This is a genomic window from Stenotrophomonas sp. KH_036_B (assembly GCF_057839485.1).
The window spans coordinates 1,750,677-1,768,926 of sequence record NZ_CM174491.1 but is presented as its reverse complement, the minus strand read 5'-3'; the positions used below and the strand labels follow the sequence as shown (position 1 = coordinate 1,768,926).

General features: G+C 64.3%; 17 protein-coding genes. All 17 read right to left on the bottom strand.

The genetic code is table 11. The features are described from left to right. Positions 1 to 2: 2 nt before the first annotated feature. Positions 3 to 419, bottom strand: coding sequence for a hypothetical protein (locus AC3ITN_RS08180; RefSeq protein ID WP_489392615.1), 417 nt, complete (start codon positions 417 to 419; stop codon positions 3 to 5). Continuing rightward, positions 416 to 4,177 (bottom strand): tape measure protein, encoded by a 3,762-nt coding sequence (locus AC3ITN_RS08175; protein ID WP_489392614.1) that lies wholly within the window; start codon positions 4,175 to 4,177, stop codon positions 416 to 418. Before AC3ITN_RS08175 ends, AC3ITN_RS08180 begins: the two co-directional genes overlap by 4 nt. Beyond that, on the bottom strand, positions 4,177 to 4,785 hold the full coding sequence (locus tag AC3ITN_RS08170; protein WP_489392613.1) for a hypothetical protein: 609 nt from the start codon (positions 4,783 to 4,785) through the stop codon (positions 4,177 to 4,179). The genes AC3ITN_RS08175 and AC3ITN_RS08170 overlap by 1 nt, the downstream gene beginning before the upstream one ends. Positions 4,786 to 4,864: 79 nt before the next feature. Then, positions 4,865 to 5,668, bottom strand: a complete 804-nt coding sequence (locus tag AC3ITN_RS08165) for a phage tail tube protein (protein WP_489392612.1) — start codon at positions 5,666 to 5,668, stop codon at positions 4,865 to 4,867. A 28-nt stretch (positions 5,669 to 5,696) separates the two neighbouring features. Beyond that, complete coding sequence (locus tag AC3ITN_RS08160; RefSeq protein ID WP_489392611.1) at positions 5,697 to 6,167, bottom strand: hypothetical protein; 471 nt, start codon at positions 6,165 to 6,167, stop codon at positions 5,697 to 5,699. Beyond that, complete coding sequence (locus AC3ITN_RS08155) at positions 6,154 to 6,495, bottom strand: head-tail joining protein (RefSeq protein ID WP_489392610.1); 342 nt, start codon at positions 6,493 to 6,495, stop codon at positions 6,154 to 6,156. Before AC3ITN_RS08155 ends, AC3ITN_RS08160 begins: the two co-directional genes overlap by 14 nt. An 88-nt stretch (positions 6,496 to 6,583) precedes the next feature. After that, the gene (locus AC3ITN_RS08150) at positions 6,584 to 7,072 is read right to left on the bottom strand and encodes a lysis system i-spanin subunit Rz (protein ID WP_489392609.1); all 489 of its coding nucleotides are present in this window, start codon (positions 7,070 to 7,072) and stop codon (positions 6,584 to 6,586) included. After that, positions 7,069 to 7,407 (bottom strand): hypothetical protein, encoded by a 339-nt coding sequence (locus AC3ITN_RS08145; RefSeq protein ID WP_449325116.1) that lies wholly within the window; start codon positions 7,405 to 7,407, stop codon positions 7,069 to 7,071. The genes AC3ITN_RS08150 and AC3ITN_RS08145 overlap by 4 nt, the downstream gene beginning before the upstream one ends. Continuing rightward, the gene (locus tag AC3ITN_RS08140; protein ID WP_489392608.1) at positions 7,407 to 7,838 is read right to left on the bottom strand and encodes a structural protein P5; all 432 of its coding nucleotides are present in this window, start codon (positions 7,836 to 7,838) and stop codon (positions 7,407 to 7,409) included. Before AC3ITN_RS08140 ends, AC3ITN_RS08145 begins: the two co-directional genes overlap by 1 nt. A gap of 78 nt (positions 7,839 to 7,916) precedes the next feature. Then, the gene (locus tag AC3ITN_RS08135) at positions 7,917 to 8,282 is read right to left on the bottom strand and encodes a DUF2190 family protein (RefSeq protein ID WP_489392607.1); all 366 of its coding nucleotides are present in this window, start codon (positions 8,280 to 8,282) and stop codon (positions 7,917 to 7,919) included. Between the two features lie 72 nt (positions 8,283 to 8,354). Beyond that, positions 8,355 to 10,592, bottom strand: coding sequence for a ClpP-like prohead protease/major capsid protein fusion protein (locus AC3ITN_RS08130; protein WP_489392606.1), 2,238 nt, complete (start codon positions 10,590 to 10,592; stop codon positions 8,355 to 8,357). Between the two features lie 2 nt (positions 10,593 to 10,594). Beyond that, positions 10,595 to 12,127 (bottom strand): phage portal protein, encoded by a 1,533-nt coding sequence (locus tag AC3ITN_RS08125; RefSeq protein WP_489392605.1) that lies wholly within the window; start codon positions 12,125 to 12,127, stop codon positions 10,595 to 10,597. Then, positions 12,127 to 12,342 carry a DUF6148 family protein gene (locus AC3ITN_RS08120; RefSeq protein WP_489392604.1) on the bottom strand — a complete coding sequence of 72 codons (216 nt, stop codon included), beginning with the start codon at positions 12,340 to 12,342 and terminating at the stop codon, positions 12,127 to 12,129. Before AC3ITN_RS08120 ends, AC3ITN_RS08125 begins: the two co-directional genes overlap by 1 nt. A 92-nt stretch (positions 12,343 to 12,434) precedes the next feature. Then, complete coding sequence (locus tag AC3ITN_RS08115) at positions 12,435 to 12,767, bottom strand: hypothetical protein (RefSeq protein ID WP_489392603.1); 333 nt, start codon at positions 12,765 to 12,767, stop codon at positions 12,435 to 12,437. After that, positions 12,767 to 14,701, bottom strand: a complete 1,935-nt coding sequence (locus tag AC3ITN_RS08110; RefSeq protein WP_489392602.1) for a phage terminase large subunit family protein — start codon at positions 14,699 to 14,701, stop codon at positions 12,767 to 12,769. The genes AC3ITN_RS08115 and AC3ITN_RS08110 overlap by 1 nt, the downstream gene beginning before the upstream one ends. After that, a complete protein-coding gene (locus AC3ITN_RS08105) occupies positions 14,698 to 15,315 on the bottom strand; it encodes a hypothetical protein (protein WP_489392601.1) in 618 nt (205 codons plus the stop codon). Before AC3ITN_RS08105 ends, AC3ITN_RS08110 begins: the two co-directional genes overlap by 4 nt. A 360-nt stretch (positions 15,316 to 15,675) precedes the next feature. Next, complete coding sequence (locus AC3ITN_RS08100) at positions 15,676 to 18,087, bottom strand: DUF5906 domain-containing protein (RefSeq protein ID WP_489392600.1); 2,412 nt, start codon at positions 18,085 to 18,087, stop codon at positions 15,676 to 15,678. Between the last annotated feature and the right edge of the window lie 163 nt (positions 18,088 to 18,250).

Below are 18,250 nucleotides of genomic sequence, written 5' to 3'. Positions count from 1 at the left end.
GGTTACACCGTCATCAGTCGGAGAGTGATTGAGAAGTAGTCGCCGTCCAGCGCCGGTACGGCAAACCGGATCGGCTCGGCCTCCAGCGCGGCACCATCGATGCGCCGCCAGCGGACGTTGAAGGGTCGATCTCCGCCGTTGTGCGCCGGCAGCACCAGGGAGAGAGATTCATTGCGCGGCTGCTCTTCGCTTGCCTGGAGCGCGCGAAGCACGGAGAGCGTGATGGGCGCCACGAAGGCGTTGCCGTCGCGCTGGGTCTGAAGCGTAATCGGACGCCCCGCCTGCAGCGCCGACTCTTGGACAATACGGGCACCCTTCAGGCTGGTCTTGACCTGCTGACCCACCCGCCAGGACGTGAACTCATCGGTCCACTGCAAGTCAGCGGGAAGCTCAATGCCTGCCAGAACGATCCGACTCATCGCGCCGCCCCTCCACGAACCGAGACGCTCTTGCTACGAGCGACCCTTTCCATGACCAACGGCGTCACCAAGCCAGCGATGCGCTCCGCCTGCTCACGCTCAGCTGCAGAAGCGCTGGCGACCACGGCGCGCGAAGGAGAGACCCACTCGATCCGCAGCACGCTGGCACCCGCTCCTTCGCCATTGCCCACCCGCTTGGCATCTGTGGCCGCCTGCAGCTCGGCCTCCTGCTTCGCCGCATCCAACCGCTCCTGCGTCTCCTGCCGCGCCGCACGCCGACGCTCCGCGCGCTTCGTCTCGATCTGGGTTTCGAGCTGCACCAGCTCTTCCAGCTCGCCCTCGCCAACCATGTCGAAGCGCGATGCGAGCTCCCGTCGCTTCTTGGACAGCTCATCCATGCCATTGGCTACGCCCTGCAGTTCTTCCTTGTAGGCCTGCATGTCACGGCGTTGCTTCGCCAAGCCATTCCAAATATTGGCGAACTGCTGCATACCTTGGGGACCATTCATCTGACTGAGCAGCTCGCGTGTCTTGGCCGAGATCTGCCCCATATCCATGGAGAAGCCACTTGCCGCACTGGACGCGCTCTTCAGATTCCCGCTCGCACCTCCGGCTGCGTCCCCGACCGCAGCCACGCTATCAGCAGCACCGGCGGCCGCCTGCTGAACCTGCTGAAGCGACGCCACCGCCTGGCTGCTGCCTTGGACGACGGCCTGTGCAGCCGCAGCACCCTTGGCTCCCTGTCGGTCGAACTCGGCATTGGTCGAGTACAGCGCGCCCTGAATCTCCAACTGTGCGCTCACCTGGTCCTGCTTCCACCTATCACTGTTGGCGACCGCGGCCCTCGCGGTGTTCGAGTAAGCCGTGAATGCTCGGCGTACGTCCTCCACGCTTGCCTTGCCCGATGCAGCACCTCTCCGGATGGCCTCGAACGCCTCCTTCGCCGAGTCGCGGGCAGCGTTCAAGGAAGCTTGGGACTGGATGCCCAACCGACCGAACTCATCGTTCAGCGGATTCATGGCATTGGTGATCTCGCGAATCCGTGCATTCAGCGCTGACGCTGAACGCTCCGCCTGGTCAAAACCGACCTTGCCCTGTTGACCGGCTGCTTGCAGCTGCGCGCCCAGGGCCTTGGCCTCATCCAGAGTCGCGACCTTCCCAAGGGCTGATTTGAAGGCAGTCTCGATCTGCGCACTTGTGGAAAGCGCGTTTTCGACCACGGTGGCAAAGGCGGCGTTGGCGTCGCGTCCGGCGGCCGTGAAGCTGGCGCCCATGCGGTCTGCCGACACCCCCAACTTGGTCATTGCCGCCATCAACGTCTGCTCGAGCACTACAGCTGTGTTCGCTGCCGCTGATGGAAGCGAGGCGAAGGCAGCTTGGGCGGCGGCCTGGAACCGGGACAGCTCCTCGCCGCTCAGCTGCTGCAGGGTCGCCATCAGCCCGTCACGGACGTTGCGCGCCGCGCCGGCGCCCTGCTCCGCGATCGAAGCGAGCGCCAGGCCGACGTTGCCGAGCGCGTTGGAGTCCGAGTAGTTGAGGCTCTGAAAGAGCTTACCGATCTCGGTGACCGCCAGCTTGGCATCGTTCCCGATCCCCTTGAGCTGTTCCACCACCAACTGCGCGCCAGCGCCGATGCCCGTCTTCAACGCTTCGCCGGCCAGTCGTGACCCGGCCGAAAGTGCCTGATAGCCCGCGCCCACTTCGGAGAGTCGCGCCTTGACCTGCTCCAGTTGAGCCAGCTGCTCTTGCGTGGCGAGACCCAGCTCCTTCTGAGTGAACAGGAACCCGAACTGCGCATTGAGGTACTTCTTGAGTCCCTCAAGGCGGGACTCATACGACTTGCGCTCCTCCTCGCCCATGGCCGCCACCTCGGCCGAGGTCTTGACCGACACCTGCCCGTAAGAGGCTACTGACACAGCGAGCTTCTTGTACTCCACACCCTGCAGATACATCTGCTCACGCATCAGCGCGACAGCGGCGCCGGCATCCTTGCTGGACTGGCTCCACTTGCCAATCTCTTCGCCGAGGGCTTGACCCATCGACTGAAGCCCTTTACTGACCAGCTCCAGCCCCAACAGAGCGATCGTGATGGGTACCGCGCGAGGCAGTGACTTCAGGATGTTGCCAAGGGTCATGGCGCCCTTGCCAGCCGCATCCATGGCAGCGACGTTCGCGATCTGCGCCCGGGTGGACGCCATCAGCGCAATGCGCCAGGTGTTCATCTGCACGATGGCACGGACTATCGCGAAGGTCGCGAAGGCTTTACCCAGCGTCGCCAAGGCCCCTGCGTGTTCGACCAGCCAGCTGGTCGCCGTGCGCGCGGCATTGGCCATGGTCACGATGCCATCGGCCGTCTGCTTGGCCCACCGGGTCAGCGTTCCGTCTTTGGCGAGCCGGTCGGCAAGGGCCAGCATTTCGCTGAGCTGCGCCTTGAAGTAGACCAGCACGCCTTGATCGGCAACCTCCTGCTTCCAATCCTTAAATCGCTCGGTCGCCGCCTTCCACAGTCCGGCGATGGTGCCTACCTTTGCTGCGGCAGCGGCACCACCGTACGACTCGGCCAATAGGTCCAGGATGATGGTTTGAGCTTGGGCGACTTGGCCGGTCGCCTCCAGCTGGGTGATCAGCTGCTTCTGGCTCGCATCCAGCGTGAAGCCTTGCTTGCTGAGCGATTCCATCGCCTTCGATGGCGTCTGCAGCGCCTTGCCCACCACTTCGGCGGACTGTTCCAGGCTCATGCCCAGACGCTGGGCCTGATCGATGGTGATCTGCATGGCGGCCGGGAACTGCTCGCCGACGATATTGGTATAGGACAGCAGGCGCACCTGCGCCTTGGAAATCTCGCCGTCATCGAACAGCCCCCCCTGCAGCTGGCGGCGCATCTCAGCAAGCTGCTCGGCGGTGAACTCGCTCTGCCGCCCAGTTGCAGCCAGTGCCGCTTCCAGCTGACCCAGCTCCTGCTCGGCGTCGCTGCCCTCCGTGATGATGCTCTTGATGCCATCTACGATCTTGCTGAAGCCAATGAAGCCCAAGGCCATGGCGGCCACGCCTTTGAGCTTGTTCATCAGGGAGCCGGTGGCCTCGGCGGCCGTGCCCAGCTCGGCAGTGTCACGCGTTGCTTGGTTCGCGCGCTCACGATATGCCTTGAGCGATTCCGCGGCGGCCGTGCTGGCCTTGGCCTGCGCTCGAAAGCCCGCATCGCTCTGTTCGATCTGGTCGTTGCGTTTACGGGTTTCGGCCGCAGCCTCGGCAGATGCCTTGGCCTGATCGGTGAAGGCCTGCGCGGTGCGCATTGCTTCGTTGCGCAGTCCGCGCTGCCCCGATTCCAACTGGGCGGTGTCAACCCCGAGCTCCCGAAGTTCGGTATCAGCCTTGGCAACCGCCTCCCACTGCTTGTTCAGGCTTGCTTGCAGCTTGTCGCCTTCAGCGCGCAGGGCTTTCTGTGCATTGAGCAGGTCACGCGTGGGCTCCTCGACTTCACCGATCTTCAAGCCCAACTGCAGGGCGGCGCGCTGGTTGGCGTCATACCGCTGCTCCAGCTCACCCAGCGTTTGCATCATCCCGCTGAAGGCTTCGGCCTTCCCAGCCGCGGCATTCAAATCGGACAGCCTGTCGATCAGCTTGGCCGTGTCAGCGCCAGCCTCCTCGGATGCGACGCCCATCTCCTCAAGCGCCTGGCGCAGCTCATCAACACCTTGGGTGCCACTGGTTTCCAGCACCAGCCGCAGCGCTTCTTCATATGCAGCATTGCTCGCCATCAGACCTTCCTCTTCCTTGCCAGCTGCAGCTGACGGATCAGCTCGTTGCCACGAAACGCGTTCATTTCCCGTGCCAGCCGGGCAGCGATTGCGTCCCCCTCGCCCATCACCATCTGGTAGGCGCTTGGACCGGTGAGCGTCCGGAGCTTGTTGCGTCCATCGCGACCGGACGGCGCAGTGGCGTCACGCGAGAATTGCCGCGCAACAAGGCGCAACCGGCCTCCAACCTTGGCGATGAATGCCGACGCATAAACCTTGCGCTGGCCCTTCTGGATACCGGCCGTCGCACCGGGGGTCTTACGCCCACCCCATCGGCCGCCGAACCCGATCAGCGGCAGCGGCTTCGTTGACGCGTTGAGTGTCAAAAACTCCCCGCTGGAGTCAGCACCGGACAGCACCGTGAAGCGACCTGACAAATCGCTGGCGCGAACGTTGTAGACCTCTCGAATGGACCGCTTTGCAGCCGGCTCGAACCGCCTGCGAACCGAGGCAATCGATTTTCCGTCGGCCTTGGCGATGGCGGTCGCGCTTAGCCCGTTCACTTGCGCTGCCAGCCGTGCCAACGCAGCCCCGTTCCCGCGCGCATCAATGTTCGCGAACTTCGCCATCAGTTCTTGTCGCCGCACGCGAGAACCGACGCCCCGAGGGGCGCCGTCCCGTGCAGACCACAGTGGGTCTGCGCCGCCATCAGGCGGATGCCTGCTCATACACCTTGAAGGTGTACAGCGCGGTCTCCTCGGAGCGGAAGACCACCGGCCCGGTGAGGGTCAGCTGGATCGGCTCGTCACTGAACCAGTCAACATCCCCGTCGACGGTCAGGTCAACCTGCGGAATACGCAGTAAGCCCTCGTCGCCGCCAATGCGGTCCTGGACGTCGCCCAGGATCGTGAAGGACTTGTTCGGCACCGCGCCGCCATTGATGGCAGTCTCCAGGTAGCCGTCGTAGCTGTAGTCAACGCTGAGCAGATCGCCATGCTCGATAGCACCACCCGCCTTGGGAATGAGCAACCCCTGCCGGTTATCAATGGTGTAGTCGGTGCCAACCACCAACGAGGTGCTCCCCTTCTTGACCACAGGCGCCGGCAACGCCAGCACGAAGCGGTGGCCCAACTCGACCGGGGCATCCTTGCTGTGGATGGTGACAGCCTGCCCCGTCACCTCACCCTCGGCCACCGTGGTCGTGACCGCACTGCCGTAGAGCATGCGGGCGAGGAAGCCGACCGGAACTTCCAGCGCACCCACCGTCACGTTGGTGGTGCCCGGATTTGCGTCGCGGTGGATGATCTGGCCGTAGCGATCATCGCGGCGCTTGCTCTTCACTTCGGTCGTGTCGCCGGCCTCATAGCCAAACGTCAGCGAGCTCTGTTCGAGCGGCTTGTTACCGAACTTGTCGTCAGGGTCGGGGATCAGCGGGATACGATTGGCGCCGCTGCCAATCTCATAGAACCGCAGATCGCCTGCGAACTTGCGGACCTTGGGCTGTGTGGCCATGGGGATTCTCCTGGGAAATGGACACGGGCTAGAAAACTTCGGTCAGACCGGCCCGTGCGGTGATCTGAGCGACAACACTGGAATGGCCCGCGTCGTCGCCGACGGTGGCCAGGTTTGCTTCGGTGACTTCAAAGGTGGTCACGCCCTTCGGCAGCGCGCGGATGTCGAAGCTCAGAGCCTTGCGCAGGTCTGCTCTGGCGCAATGGACAAGGCGACGGGGGTTCTCCTGGTCACCCCCGCGCGGTACGCTGAACTCGATCACGACCCCGACATCCGAGGAAGCCTGGGAGCGACCCGAAGAGGTGGCGCTGATGCGGTCCACCTCGATGACGGTGGACGGGCCTTCGAACTCAGCCGGTACATCCGAGTCGTCGACCACCACCAAGCCATTCCCGATGTCGGTGCGATAGCCCGCAGCCTTGGTGATCAAGCGCACGCGGGCTGCGAGGAACTCGACCAGCTGCCAGCTGGCTGGATCTTGCTTATCAGGGCTGGACACGGCGCACCTTCCAGCGGCTTAAAGAGCCATCGTTGGAGAGCTCGGTGGCGTTCTCATACAAGTCGCCATCGACCAGCAGACGGCCCTTCTGCGCCGGCTGCAGCCCGACCAGCGCCAGGCTGCCGAGCACATAGTCGACCTCAACGCTGAGCGCCTTGAACTGGCGGAGATCCCCGACAGTCTCGACATCGCGAGTGACGTAGACCTGGCATGGCAGCGCTGAGGCGCCGCCCGGGGCGGTGTAGAGGGCGAGATCGGCCATGCCGGCGGTGGCGAAGCTGGCATGCAGGTCGGCATCCAGCTGGGAGAGGAACTCACGCTGATTCATCGGCGTCCACCGCCTACGCGCCGATTTTCCCGCTCTAGGTACAGCCCTGCGACCGATGCGGCCAAGGCGATCAGATGCAGCATCAGGATCACGGCTCGCCTCCACAGTGAATGGCATAGGCCTGCAGCGCCCTTACCTGGGCGTCACACTGGTCGGCGGCGCCAATAATTCGGCCCGCACTTTGGAACCGGTCGTCGGCGCCACCATCAGGTTGGCTGGCGGCGGAGGCGGCCTGGGACAGTGCAGCGGTGTGGAGGGCCGCTTGCCAGCGCTGGTGCAGCTGACGCTGGCCAGCACGCAGATCATCGACAAGGCGATCAGACTCATCCTGCGCATGCTTCTTCTCCTGTTCATAGCGCGCAGCCAATGCATTTGCTGCTCTGACGTTGCCGCGCTCGGTTGCAATCGTGCTGCCCAGCGCGCCAATCTCGGCCTTGGCTGCGGACAACTTGGTGTTTGCGTCGTCTCGGGCAGCGATGGCGGCCGCCTCTGCGGCGTCGGACTTCCAGACGCTTCCTCGCTGCCAGACGATGACGCCGAAGAGGATGGCCAAGACAATGGCCAGGGCGCGGATCATGCCGACACCCCATCGGTTTCCGGTATTACGGCGCCCAGCTGGCGCAGGACCGACTCCAGCTGCCGGATCCGGGTCCGCAGCGCGCTGGCTTCTTCCTGAGCGCGAAGGCGCAGATCCACCTCTTGCTGGAGCCGCACGTCCTGAGTGGACAGGCGGTTCTCCAGGGTTTCGATGCGCCTGGCAAGGCCGTCGATCAAGCTGATGTTGGCATCGGTTTCGGTGCGTTCCTTCTTGCGAGACAGCACCGCGCCCCAAGTTTCCCGCAGCAGCCAGAACGCCACCACGCTCCCAGCCAGCCACCAAGGCGCGCCGTCGCCAATGTCCGGCCCGGCCATTACTGCAAGGCCTCGGTGACGCCGCGCTCGATCACAGCGTCGTCCCAGTACAGGCGGCCGTTCTCATGCCGGGCAATGGCCCGCACGAGGCGAAACAACGTCACGGGCCGGTCCAACGAAATGATCTCGGTCCCTCCGACGCCGACTTCGTCCGCCACTCGGTGGACGTAGGCGGCCGTGTTGTTTTCCACCGGCGGGGCCCAGCGGTTGATGATCTCCTTTACCGTCCGCAGCCCATGCTTGCGCTGGTAAGTCAGCAGGGTCTTGGCAAGGGCGCGAAAGCCGGCCTCCGGCGTGGTGAACACACAGAAGCGATGCTCCCGGGCCACGGCTGTCGCGGAACGGTCTTCGCCCTGCCAAGCCACGCTGGTGCGGTCGATGTTGCCCGGATTGTTGTTGCGAACGCCGCGCGGCGTGGTGGTGGTGTTCATGAGGTTCCCCTTGCCCGTGGTGAAATGCCGATATCGCCCACGCCATCCCGGCGCATGTGGGCGATACCGGCCAAGCTTCTACGCGCCGCCGGCCTCGCCAGCCGCAGCCGTGCCCGGCGTCAGGCGCACGTACACCGTCGCTGCCCCTGCGGCCGCCGCGTACACGGCAAAGCCGATGTCACCGACCTGGTCTGCACCCGCCGCCGCCGCAATGGCGTGCTTGGCAGTGGCGTCCCAGTTGACTGGCGCGCCCACAGCGAAGACCGCTGCAGCCAACTTGGGCAGCTCGAACACGCCCTCCACATGGACAGCGATGATCTCGCCGACCTTGCCGTCCGTGACGGCAGCACCGACCAACTTGCCCTCGACCACCAGCTCACCGCTCTTGGCGTCACTGGTCAGGGTCACATCCAGCACGCGGCCGTCCTGATGTGCGTTCTTCATGGTTCAGTCCTCACTTTCGATATGAATGGCAATCAGGCGCGCCGCGATGGCAGCGCCTGACCGTGGTTCGGATCAGGCTTCGGCGGGTTCAGGCTTGCCCGGGTTCTTGTAGATGCCGCGGTAATCGGCAATAGCCGGCGCAGCATCGAGGCGAACCTTCCAGGCAACACCGTCGACGGTGAAGCCCTGTTCCTGTTCGAGATACGGGGACTGGTTACCGTCCAGGTAACCCACCACAATTCCGTCCACGAATGCCGGGTTGGCCACGCCGTACCAGGCCTCCGCGCTCTTTTCATCCAGCCGGCCGTGGTCCCACACTTCGAAGGTGTTACGCACGGTGTTCGGGTCACGCTCGCCGCCGCTCCCGACAGCGAACTCCGCAGTGCGTACGGCGCGGGCGCGTTCGCCCAGCGCAACGGGGGTCAGCAGCCCCTTCATCGGCACCTGGATCAGGTTGCCGTCCTTGTCCTTCTGACGGCGCATCCGAGCCTGCATGCCGCCAACGCTGGAGGTGCTGATCAGCGCCGCCGGCAGGAGGTTGCCGTGCTCGGCGTGGAACAGCGGCTTGCCATCGGCCAGAATCGGGTTGCCGTTGATCAGCTCGAAAACCGCCTTTGCAAGCGTGCGTCGGGCAGCCTGGCCCATCTTGCGCGGCACGTCGCTGAAGATGCCAAGGTCATCGTTGATGATCGCCTGACGGGTGATGGTGAAGAGCTTGCCGTAGGTGACGATCTTCATCGCCTGCGACTGTTCGCTGAAGGTGCCGTGCTTGTACTCGCCACCTTCCGGCACGATGTCCAGATCCGAGAAGGCGCCCAGTCCGACCAAGTTGGTCGGCTTGAAGTCCGGCACGTTGACGGCGCGGGTGAACTGGTCGAAGTTCTCCTCCGCTTCCTGATACCCCTGCAGCACGGCCCGGCGCGAGGCGTCGCCCAGCAGCGAAGGGAAATCGGAGGAGCTGTGGGTGAAGGCAAGACCCACAATCTGCATCCGATCCATGCCGGCCACATTGGTGCCAGTGGCCTGGACGCACGCGCGAGCGATCTCGCCCATGGTCATTCCGCGATAGGGATTGGCGTCGGTCGGCTGCACCAGACCGGCACGGGCCTGGATGGCATTGGCCATCGCGGAGCGGGCCAGCTCACGCTGGTCGGTACCCGCGGTGAAGTTGGCCCCACCGTTGAGCGGACCCGCATTGGTGGCCAGCAGCGCCAGGATGTGGCGGCCCACCGCATCGGCGGTGACATTGGAGTCAGCCTGCGCGATCACGCTGTTCACGTATTCGCTTACCTGGGCGTTGCCCATATGCGGAGTGGCCATCGCTTGGATCTGCGAATTGCGCTCGCGCAGTGCCCCCATCGCGACCTGGACCGGATCGGCCGCGGCCGTCACCGGCGGTGCTGCTACGGGCGCGGCGACCGAGGCGGGGGTGGTGGTTGCGCCTGCCGGAGTCGCACTGGTGCGGCCGGCATTGGCGAGGATGTGGCGGTACTGCTGGTTCATGGTTGGATCCTCGATATGGCCGATGACGGCCGACTGGCTGACCTCAGGGAGAGAGGCGAAAACGTGTGGCGACAGGCACGCCGTAATGTGGCGGCGAAGCTGGGCGGTGACCGAAGAGGCCGCACCGTCGATGGACTGCAGGTAGCCGCTGATGGCCACGGCCGATGCCCCCTGCCAGCGAGCGCTGGCGCCCGGCTCGGCGTCCACGACGGTGTCGGCCAAGCCGGCCTCCACGGCCTGCGGGCCGGAGTACCAGTGGTCCACGTCATCGGTAAGCAGGCGCTCCATGTCCTCGCGGCGACCCGAGCGGACCGCGTACGCTTCCAGCATCGCGGCCGCATGAGCGTCCAAGGCGTCCGCGTTCTGGCGGAAGGCAGTGGCGCTACCGGCGGCCACCGTGCGCGGGGCGTGCACCATCACCAGCGAGCTGGCGTAGACCTGCCGCTCATCGCCGGCCTGCAGGATCAGCGACGCGATGGACGCCGCCTGCCCTTCCACGGTGACGATCTTGCGCGCGGTGTGGGACTTGAGCGCGTTGTGGATGGCCAGTCCATCAGCAACGATGCCGCCTACGCTGTTCAGGCGTACGTGAATCGTGGAGGCAGTGATCTGGCCGATCTGATCGACCAGGTCGCTGGCTGAGACCGATTCTTCGAACAGGAAGCCGCCGATCGCGCCGTAGATCATGACTTCGGCCGTGTCGGCCTCGGCGCGGATCTGATACAGCGCGGGCCCCAACTCGGGCTCATGGCCAGCGTCGGCCCGGATGGTGGTTTGGATGGCGGCGGCCAACAGGCATGCACGCATGGTCATTCGCTCCTGGAGAGGTCGTGCTGCAGCGAGCCCACCACGCGGGCACGGGCTTCAGCGCTGGTGTTGGATGCCGGTGGCATCAGGTCTTCGTTCTGTTGCTGCCAATCCTGGCGTTGGCGCAGGACCTCGGCCGGGTTATTGCCGTATTGCAACGTGTTCTGCTGCGGAGAGACCCAGCCGCGATCTTCAGCCTCGCCACGGGCGTAGGCCTCTTTCAGTGGGTCGATCCAAGGCATGACCGGACGCACGTACGTCGAAGCGGCCAAGTCGCGCAGGGTCCAGCCTCTAGGCAGCTTCACGCGACCGGACAGAACGCAGGCCTCGACAAAGCGCATGCGTTGCGGTCGGACACACAGCGCGATGAAACGTTCGGCCAGCATCAGGTAGCTACCCCACTTCTCCACCAGCTCCTGGCGCTGTGCCGAGTAGGTGCCGTTGTAGTCCAGCGACAAACTGGAATAGCTCACGCCTATCCCGCCAGCAGCCGCACGCAGCTGTTCCTTGCGCCACGTCGCTGCATTGGGGTTGGGCCGGTCAGTGCCCAGACTTTCAATGGACTCGCCGGGCAGGAGATCATCGAAGATTGCACCAGGTGCCAGGCGCAGTTCACGGATCGGCACGTCGTCTTGGATCAACGCATTACCGCCCAGATCACCAGCATAGGATTCGCCCGAGCCCTTCTTGATCTGGAACGTCATCGACGCTGCAACCTTCGCAGCGATGCGTTCGGATTCTTCGTAATCCTTCACGTCCTCGAAGCGCGACATCGAGCTGGCGAAGACGCTCAACCCCCGCAGCTGGTGCAACCGTTTCACCAAGGCGATACGGTGCATGAAGTCAGCCGACACACGCTTGGTCTCGGTGCGCGCACCCATCGGGTCGCCCGGGTGACGTTTGAATACGTGGTACGCCACTGGCCTGCCCCACGCATTGCATTCCACGCCCTGGCTGATGTTGCGCGCCGGATCGTTGAAGTCATGTGGCACCAGGTCCGCTTCGAGCATCTCAAAGCTGTAGGGCACGACCGACCCGTGCTCCAGATACGACACTGGCCCGATCAGGTCCTGGTAGAACGCATCGCCGTCGCGGAACCAGCTGCGGGCCAGCAACTGCTGGCACATGCCGTAGTCGTGGGAGCCGGTGACTTCCGGTGCATCCCACCATGCGTCCCACAACTCATCCAATTGCAGGGCCAGAGCGCGATGAATGGGCTGGCCCGGCAGGCGCGGCGCAGAAAGTACGTCGATTCCAGACCCAACAGTGTTCTGGACAAGGACGTTGAGGGCGTTGTCCGCCAAGTCCAGATCGCGCTCAAGGTGCCGTGCCTGGTCGCGAAGCTGACGTGCGTCCATGCCCGCGATGGCGTTGCCACTGCCCCAGTCCCGGGCGAGCTTACGATTGCGCGATGGACGAGTGACCTCGTGGGCGCGCGCCAACACCGGAGCCAGTTGGGCCCGCGCTGTGGCAACGGCCCGGTCAGCGCTCAGTGCTGCGGCTAGGCGTGTCTTGGCGGTGAGCGCGGAGGACATCAGGTGACACCGCCGAAATCAGCGTTCGCCCAACGAGCGCGACGTCCGCCGCTTGCCGCTCGAGCCACAGCAGACTGCCATTCCTTGCGACCGTTGCGAATCTCCGCAAGATCTGCCCGGGTCAACTGTCGCTCGCCGAAGCGAACTGACTGCCCAAGCAGGACAGCCTGTTCGGCGGCGATATACAGATCCAGCATTTCCTGCGCAGTCTTCATGACTACATAGGCTAGGGACTTAGCTGTCCACGAACTCAATAAACTCGTGGACACCGCCTATCGCAAGTTACTGATTTGAAAGAGACGAAAAACTAATTTGTCGCCACTTTCATTGAAACCGTGGACACCTCGCCTTCTTCGCGCTTTGGCAGCCCGCCAGGGAACAGTTCATGCAGCTTGGATCGGGAAACATCGAACTGTCGCATCACGTGTTTCACGGGAATCCCATTCTTGAGCGCGGCACGGATTTCCTCGACCGCATATCTCTTGGCAACTGCCGGGAAGTAGGGCTGCTCGCCTGCAAAGCACTGCATGACCGAATCCACGAAGGGTTGCGCCATCCGTTCGCTTATCCCGATGTCCGCCAGCATCGCCGCCAGAATTCGTTCTCGAAGCTGCTCGCTGGTCTCTCTTCGCTTTGCCATTACAGTCCCCAGCCGTCGCGGGCGAAGCCCGAGCTACGCGATCGCCCAGCCGGTGCAGGGTGTCCGGCGGCCACCCCCACGGCGGCGCCGGCGGCCCCTTCCCCACCCAGCGATGTTTCACGGGGATCCGGTGCTGGTGCTGCGGCTGATCCGGCCAGTCTTGCCTCCAGGGCATCCCAGTCAGTCTTGGTGAAACGATGCAGGCGCACCTCCGCGTGGTGGGCAGCAGCGTAGGCATACACCCAAGTGTCCAACGGCTCGTTGCGGGTCACGCGTTTCTCGAACCGATTCTTGACCGGGTTGTAGACCTCCGAGACCAGACCAGGGAAGAACTCCGGCGATAGCTGGTCGCTAAAGCGCACCAAGCGCGCGTCCGCCTGCCGCTCTGCGTCAGCTGCCAACCGGCTGTAGAGGTAGTGCTTGGCGGCCACGGTTCCCACGTGATGGATGGTGATGCCGCGTTTGTCCGTCCGCTCCTTCCAAGTCACGTCAGCAAGCTTGCCCTTGGAAAGAATCGGCGCGTTGTTTGGCACCGCGCCAAAGATGCACATGACACGGGTGACCTTGCGCTGCCGCACATAGTTTTTGACCGCCTCGGTGCGGTGGCCACCCGCGTCGATGGCTGTGGCCGAGGCCCGCAGCTGCACGCCATCCTCCCGCTCGATGGGACGATTGAGCAGATCCGTGAGCGCGACCCACACCCCTTCCTCTGCTGGGTCACCGGCAAGCTCGACGTAGTCCAGGGTCCAGGCGATCATCCCGCGCCCCCAGCCGACCACGTGAACCGCAAGCCGGTTGTCCTGGGTGTCCACTCCTACGGTGATGGCCAGCACCCCACGCGGGGCACAGCGAAGCCGGTACGGTTCGACGCGATCTGCGATCACGTTGTGCTTGACCGCCCGCATCTTCGGGTCTTCCCACGTCTCGGCCAGGCGGTCGTTGACGAAGGTCTTCAGCGAGGCCGGATCGTTCTGCGCATCGAGCCACTCCCGCACCAGGTCGACCCAGCGCGGGCCCAGCCCGAACTGGTAGTACAGGCAATTGATGTGATAGCCGCGGATAGGCGAATCCGGGTTGGCCGGCACCCAGCGACCGGCGGCGATCATATCCGCCTTGTGGTGCTCTTCGATGCAAGCGCCGCAGTCGTTGCAGGCATACCAGGCATGCTTGGCATCAGGCGACCAATGCAGCCCGCTCCACTGCAGGTGCTGGAAGTGTCCGCAGTGCGGGCACGGTACGTGGTAGCGGCGCTGGTCCGATTTTTCGTACAGCTTCGCGATGCGGCTCAGACCCGAGATACCCGGCGTGCTGATGTACAGGCGCTTGTAGGTTGTGGGGAAAGACGAGGTGCGCCCATCCAGCATCTTGACCGGGTCATCGCCGGTCAGCAGCACCTGCGGGGCTTCATCGATTTCGTCGACCACCAGGTTCTTGACCGTGGTCGACTTCAGTCGCTGGGGACTACCCATGTGCTCCACGTAGAGCTGGCCGCCGGCGAAGTCCTTGAAGGTGCGCTGGTTGGAGCTGTCGCGGCTTGCGGTGCTGCTCAACGCCCGGCGCACCGCGTTGCACACCTCGATCATTGGGTTGAGCTTCTGGTTCACCCACTTGTTCATGGATGCCTCACCCGGCAGCGCGTACATGATCGGAGCGGGCGCATAGTCCATCCAGTAGGCAATGGAGTTGGTGGCGATCTGGCTCTTGCCGAACTGGATCGGGAACATGCAGGCCTGGTCGTGCACCGGGCTGCGCGCAGACATGTTGTCCATCGGCTCACGCAGCGGTGGATTGCGGTCGGTCACCCAGCGGCCGGGCTTGCTGCTGCCCTTGCTGGACAGGCGCATGTGCTCATCGTTCCACTGCGACACGGTCAGAGGACGGCGTGGTTGCAGCGAGCGGGCGAGCACAGTGTGCAGGCGAGCTTGGGCGGTCATTCCGCCACCGCCGTCGAGGCGGTGCGGAAGCCACGGCTCATTTCTTCCAGTGCGTGGCTCACCTCGTTCCAGATCATCTCACGGCAGCGTACCTCGTCGGCGGTCGCGGCAAGCTGCGGCGCCAAGGCGTCAGCCATGCGCTCCAGTTCCACCCGAATCGCCGTGGCGGCCTCGGCCAGCACGTGCTCGACCTGACCTGCATCGAGCAGCTTGCCCATGCTGACTTCGTAATCGCGGGCTGCGGCCTTGGCGTCGATCTCCGCTTTGTCGGCCAGCGCCTTGGCCTTGCGCTTGGCGTCAGGCGTGACCGGCACAGCGGCACCCTCCCCGATCTCGCCTTCGCCGTCCGCGTCCACGTCCACGTCATCCTGGTCAGAATCTAGGTCGGACACCCCCCCTTCCCCCGCCCTCGCCAAGGCAGAGCCCCGCGCCTGCGCATGGCGAGCCGCGACGGCACTGTATGCCGGGTCCTGGGTCTGGCCATACAGCTCCAGAGAGGCGTCGCGCATGTAGCCCTTGCCGTCCTCGGCGCAGACCAAGCGGCCCTTCTTCTTCAGTTCCACTATGTATGACGGCCTGCAGCCAATCAGCAACGCCAGGTCTTTGCCCGACACCTGCACATCCTCAGAAGCCATTGACAGCCTCCCCTTCCATTATTTTCAAAAGAGCAGTGACAGGAGAAAGCGCGCGCGCGAGCGTGGGTGCGGCACGTGCGGTGTGGTGTGCGGGGACGAAGATGCCCGAAACGATTGCTGCGCCTTCGTTGTGCGGGACGTGCGGGACGTGCGGGCACCTATACGCGCGGGCGGGCGCATGCATGCAGGTGATGCCCGGGGCTCCGCTGCGCGCACGCCCGCACAGGTGTGTAAGGGAAGTCCCGCACGTCCCGCACACGCCTACTGCCACAAGGCCAAATGCCCGCACAGAGGCCCGCACGCCATCCCGCACGTCCCGCACGTCTATAGGCGAGCGACTCATGCACGTCCCCGGTAGTCGTTGAACGCACTGCGGAACGCGACGAGCTCGTCGCCCAGGAAGGCCTGCTCGCTGCGATCATCGCTGGGCGCGGTAGCGCCCAGCAGCAAGAACCCATGTGGACCCAGCGTGGTCTGCCCGACCGTGTAACGCTTGCGCGCCCGGTCCGGGTGTACGATCTGCCGCTTGCGCACCAGGGCGTTGACGAACTTGGGGTTCGGCGCAGGGCGCACCCCCTCCTTGCCGCACCACACCTTGTAGAGCTCGTACCATTCCTTTGACAGCGCAGGCCGGGGTTTGACGCCTGGAATGTCATTGCCATAAAGCTCGTCTAGGAACCGTTGCGGGCTGTCCTGGCTCAACCCGATCAACTCGCGCTTAGCATCGGTCATCGGTGGGTTGGTGCCGTTGGAGAAGTCGCCCAGGTCCAGCCGCAGCAGGTAATCGTGCAACGCCGCTGTGCCGCCGTTGCGGATCTCGGCCATCGCCTCCTGATAGAACTCCTGGGTCAGCTTGTCCGGGGTCCAGATCACCGCGTGGCGGCGGTCGTCTTCTTCCAGCACAACCGGCATGGCCTCGTTGGACAGGAACACTAGGTTGGCGTGGTTGTCTTCCTCGTACGCCTGGATGTTCTTGGGGTTGATCCGGATGCGGTCGCCGGTGATCAACGCCTTGAGCTTGTTCTTGAGGTGATACACCTCAGTGCGGGCGACCACTTCGTCGGCCAGCAGGAACAGCTTGCGGCTAGCCCAGTCGTTGAACTTGTCTTCCAGCGCGGCCTGGTCCAGCACGCGCCCGTAGTCCCCGAACAGCTTCATGTACTCGTCGAAGAACATGTTCTTGCCGGTGCCCTGCGGGCCGTGGATGACGATGGTGCTCTTCATCTTTGCCCCAGGATGCTGCAGCGGATATGCCAGCCACTTCAGGACCCAGTCGTACAGGGCCTTTTGGTTGGCCTCGTTACCGCACATGTGCCACAGAAGGTGCAGCAGCTTGGAGCACTCGCCGGCCTTGGGCGTGGTCGGCCAGCCGGCGAACAGATTGCAGGTAACCCCCTCCTTCGTGCCCGATGGGTCGAAGTCGACCTCGCGAACCCGCACGATGGATCTGTTGGGATGCTCCATCCACGCCCGATGCAGTTCGCGGCGCACGCAGGCATGACCCATGTCGCCCAGCGCCATCAACATGTGCTCTTTGTGGTCGAACACCGTGCCGCCCTGCCCGTACACCAGCGCAAAGCGCTCCAGCAGTTCGTCCAGCGAATCGATGGGCTTAAGCGGTGCCTGCCCCGCGCCCCCGGTGGTGGTGACCGACGGCGCGCGATTTTCGCTACGCGGGCGCCACGAAAGCTCCGTGATGCGGGCCTCGACCTGACTGCGCACGACATGCAGGCCTTCGAGCACGTGCAGGTCATTGAAGTCGCTCATCTTGCGGCCGGTGTCGATGAAGCGCTCGCGGCGACCGGACTCGTCGGAGAAGCCCGGCAACAGCACTGCCCCGCCCACGTCCATCGCCGCTGCTTCCGCGCCGAGCAAGCCGGCATTGGATGCGCCGTGCGACTCCCCGCAGGTGGGGCAGATCCCCGGCGCGTCGGCCAGCACCAGGCGGGATTTGCAGCGCCGGCATTTCTGCAGCACGTCATCGTCGCCGCAGACCAGCACCTTGGTGCTGCGGTAACGCTTGGCAAGCGCAGATGCGACCGGCATCAGGTTGCCGGCGTCGAAAGCGACCGCGACCGGATAGCCGGTAGCCATATGCAGGGTGGAGGCAGTGGCATAGCCTTCGGCTACCAGCAGGATCCACTGCGGCGTGCCGCCGATCAGGTGGAAGTGGCCCTTCTTGGCCAGTCCGGGCGGCCAGAATTCTTTGGCCGGCTTGTTGGTGGCCTTGGCCTGTTTGGTACTGCGCAGCACCTGCAAGCCGTGTACGGAACCATTCGGGTCCAGCAGCGGCACCAGGGCGACACCACTGCGGCCGTAGCGCAGGCCGAATGCCTGCACCGCCTTGTCGGCCAGGTAGTCGGCCTCGCCCTCGGGCAGCGCCTTGTTCCAGGCCGCCGTCGCCCGCGCCGCCGCGCGTCGGTTCTGCTCCAACCGTGCCGCTTCTGCCCTGCGGCGGTCCTCGGCCAGCCGGCGCTTGAGGGCCTCACGCTGCTCCTGGCTGAATGCACTGTCGCGCTTGTGCAGCTCGACCTTTTGCGCACCGTTGTCGTTTCCGTGCCAAACGCCGAAGGTGCCGACGATCAGCGTATCGCCGCTGCTGGTGTTGAGCTCATGGAGCACGTACCAGCCGCGACGCTCGCGCGAGCCTTCGACGCGGCAGCGCACCATGCGCCCGCTGGTATCTAAGGTGTCGAGGATCAGGCCAGCATCGGTGAGCTGGCCGAGCACATCAGTGTAATTGGCAGACATTCAGTAAGTTCCAGAGCCGCTATGTACACGAGCAGTGCGCGTTTGATTACCCGCACGCAGCCAGCCTAGGGAGGACCCATCGACTGGCGCTCGTTCAGGGTCGACATTCAGGTCCGAAATGCAGATGAAACTGAACCGTTCGTGCGGCTCTTCCTTGCCAACC